We start from the raw sequence: 2,536 nt of genomic DNA on the forward strand, positions 1-2,536 counted from the left end.
AAAAAAGAAAGTTCTTAAAGGTTTTATACTTTTGGTCGTAGAGCACACGGTTTAACGACTTAATTACGAAGTAAATAAGTCTAGTGTGTTAGACTTTAATGTTTTTTTAAGGCATTAGTGTATTTAAGCGTCAGAGCATGGCTTTATGCCGAGAAAACTATTGGTTGGAATGGCGTGTGTGTTAGCCAAAGCTTTGGCGAGTTGGTTGGGGGTTTCATGGGATTAATCCCATGAAAGTACCAACTCAACAACACACTAACGCCTGTTGGTTCCAACCAATAGGAAATTGGAATAAGCAATTAGTATAATGAGAGTATAATGTTGGTATAACGTTAGTATAATGATGCTTTTTTTCATTATATTTTTTATGTACTTTAAACCTGCACGCTTATGTGAATTAGAAAAAGCTTAATCGCATTTCATAGATTGACCTCCCAATAACTACGTGGTGTTATTGGGAGGTCAATCTATTTCATTTGCGTTAAGCTTTTGATCTACATTAAGCGTGCAGGTTTTTTGTCTATTTGTAGACGATTTTATGTTATACTAGTCCTTGAAAGAATAATAATCAGATAATGCATTTTCTTGTTTTTCATTTGCCTCTTGCTCAAAGTTCCCAAATTCGAGTAAGAGGTATTTTTGTTTTTGGTCGTCGCCTCTCATTAGTAGTTCAGGGTTTAACATTAATACTCCAGTTTTTCTTTTTATAATATTTCCTTCTTCTAAGATTTTAAGTGTTGTTATTACTGTTTGTAGACTTGTTCCTGTAGCTTTTGCTATTTCTCTTGTTGTAGCTATCATTGTATTGTTACTTAAGTGGACATTATCTAGGATATAGTTAACGATTTTAAGTTTTTTTCCGCCAATCATATCTAACATACTTATTAATTGCACTATATATGCCTTTACGAAGTTACCAGACGTTTGTTTACGGTATAACTTGTCTACCTCTATGACTTCTCCACTTTCTTCGTCTATGAGCCTCTGAGAGCCTTTATAGACTGTTCCATATCTTTCTTTCATCTTTTTCTCACTCCTTATTTTAAACTATTCTAACTATATCATAACTGTTCTAAAAAAAAAAGAACATTTGTTAAAAGAAATTAGAACAAAATGAGTGAAAAATTAGAACAAACAAATTCCTTATAAACCTTATCATCTCAACCTATATTAAGATTTTACCTAGTTGAATCTTCTTTTCTATATAAAGCGTCGGAGCATATCAGGGGGTTATCTAACGTAAATGCTACCCTTCGGCTCGCTTTCGCTCGGCATTGACGTCAGATACTGCACCCCCTGAACCCCCATGCTCCAACAGCAAAAAGGAAACTTTTTGCTGCTTTTCCGACGCTTATTCGCTTCGCTCATATTTATATAGAAAAGAAGTGAATGCGCAAAAGACATAATCGATTCACAAAAAATAGGTACACGAAAAACAAGTTAAGGGATGCAGTTTATGCATCCCTTAACTTACTTATTAAATAATTTATAGCTATTGAAAAGAGATAAGAATTGTTCAAAGCTAATATTGTTTAAATCGTCAATTCCTGCATGTTTTAAGGAATTGTTAAATTGATTTTTTGTAAATATTTTCTTGTATTCTTTGTTAACCCATTTCATAACGAAATAATTATACTTCTGTTTATCTTTGTGTGATATTCTTGATTTTTTTCTATTTAATCTGATAAGTGAGCTATTCACTTTAGGTTTAGGATGAAAATATTCTCTTGGAACCATACTTAATATAGAAATATCAACTTCTGCCATTAAAAATAATGCCAATGAGCGTTTTGTATTTAATAATCTTTTAGCAAACCCGTATTCCACGATTAAATAAATCTCATCAGCTATACTATCAAAAACAATTTTGCGTATTATATCCGTACTTATGTTATAAGGTATATTACCAAATATTTTATAGGATTGGTTTTTAGGAAATTTAAACTGCAATATATCCTTGTTTAAAACTTGGAAATTATCGTGATCAACAAGTTTATTTTCTGTAGTTTTGCATAATTTATGGTCTATTTCAATGGCAGTTACGAAATTACACCTCTGTACTAATTCAAGGGTAAAATGCCCTTTTCCTGAGCCGATTTCAAAGATATTATCATGTTCATTTAATCTTATATTTGTCATTATTTTATCTATATTATGTTTTGAAGTAATAAAGTTTTGACTGTGTTTTATATTTTTCTCGTTCATTATAATCCTCTTTAATTTTGAAGTAATAAAGTTTTGACTGTGTTTTATATTTTTCTCGTTCATTATAACCCTCTTTAATTTGGTTATAATGAATTTTGCTTATTAACGATTCATTATAACCACTTATTTTTTGTTTGGTTGATAATGAACTGTGCTGATTACAAAAATACTAAAAATGCCCATATTTTTTCCTCCTTATAAAATTAGTATAATTATAGCACGAGCTCTGATAAATATGAACATGATGAGTGATCGTTAAATTTATACTGCAATCTGATGCGATTATTGAATAAAAGATATGAGAGATTTATTTCTTTTTTTACAAGAAAAA

The 2,536-nt window shown here is 30.5% G+C and carries 3 protein-coding genes; all 3 read right to left on the reverse strand.

The window, feature by feature from the left end:
* Window positions 1–546: 546 nt before the first annotated feature.
* The 3 genes from KA900_RS10935 to ermCL all read right to left on the reverse strand — a co-directional run bounded on the left by KA900_RS10935 (window position 547) and on the right by ermCL (window position 2,388).
* Window positions 547–1,023 carry a replication/maintenance protein RepL gene (locus KA900_RS10935; RefSeq protein WP_000664727.1) on the reverse strand — a complete coding sequence of 159 codons (477 nt, stop codon included), beginning with the start codon at window positions 1,021–1,023 and terminating at the stop codon, window positions 547–549.
* A 447-nt stretch (window positions 1,024–1,470) separates the two neighbouring features.
* Window positions 1,471–2,268, reverse strand: a complete 798-nt coding sequence (gene erm(C) / locus KA900_RS10940) for a 23S rRNA (adenine(2058)-N(6))-methyltransferase Erm(C) (protein ID WP_181187314.1) — start codon at window positions 2,266–2,268, stop codon at window positions 1,471–1,473.
* 60 nt (window positions 2,269–2,328) lie between these two features.
* Entirely contained in the window at window positions 2,329–2,388 is a 60-nt protein-coding gene (ermCL, locus tag KA900_RS10945; RefSeq protein WP_002497446.1) for a 23S rRNA methylase leader peptide ErmCL, read from the reverse strand.
* Window positions 2,389–2,536: the final 148 nt, after the last annotated feature.

It is taken from the genome of Staphylococcus sp. GDY8P120P, assembly GCF_017892065.1.
In the GTDB taxonomy this organism is placed as follows: Bacteria; Bacillota; Bacilli; order Staphylococcales; family Staphylococcaceae; genus Staphylococcus; species Staphylococcus nepalensis.

Excerpts from the sequence above, each read along its gene's own strand:
- KA900_RS10935 (WP_000664727.1), bottom strand. The coding sequence starts at position 1,023 with ATGAAAGAAAGATATGGAACAGTCTATAAAGGCTCTCAGAGGCTCATA.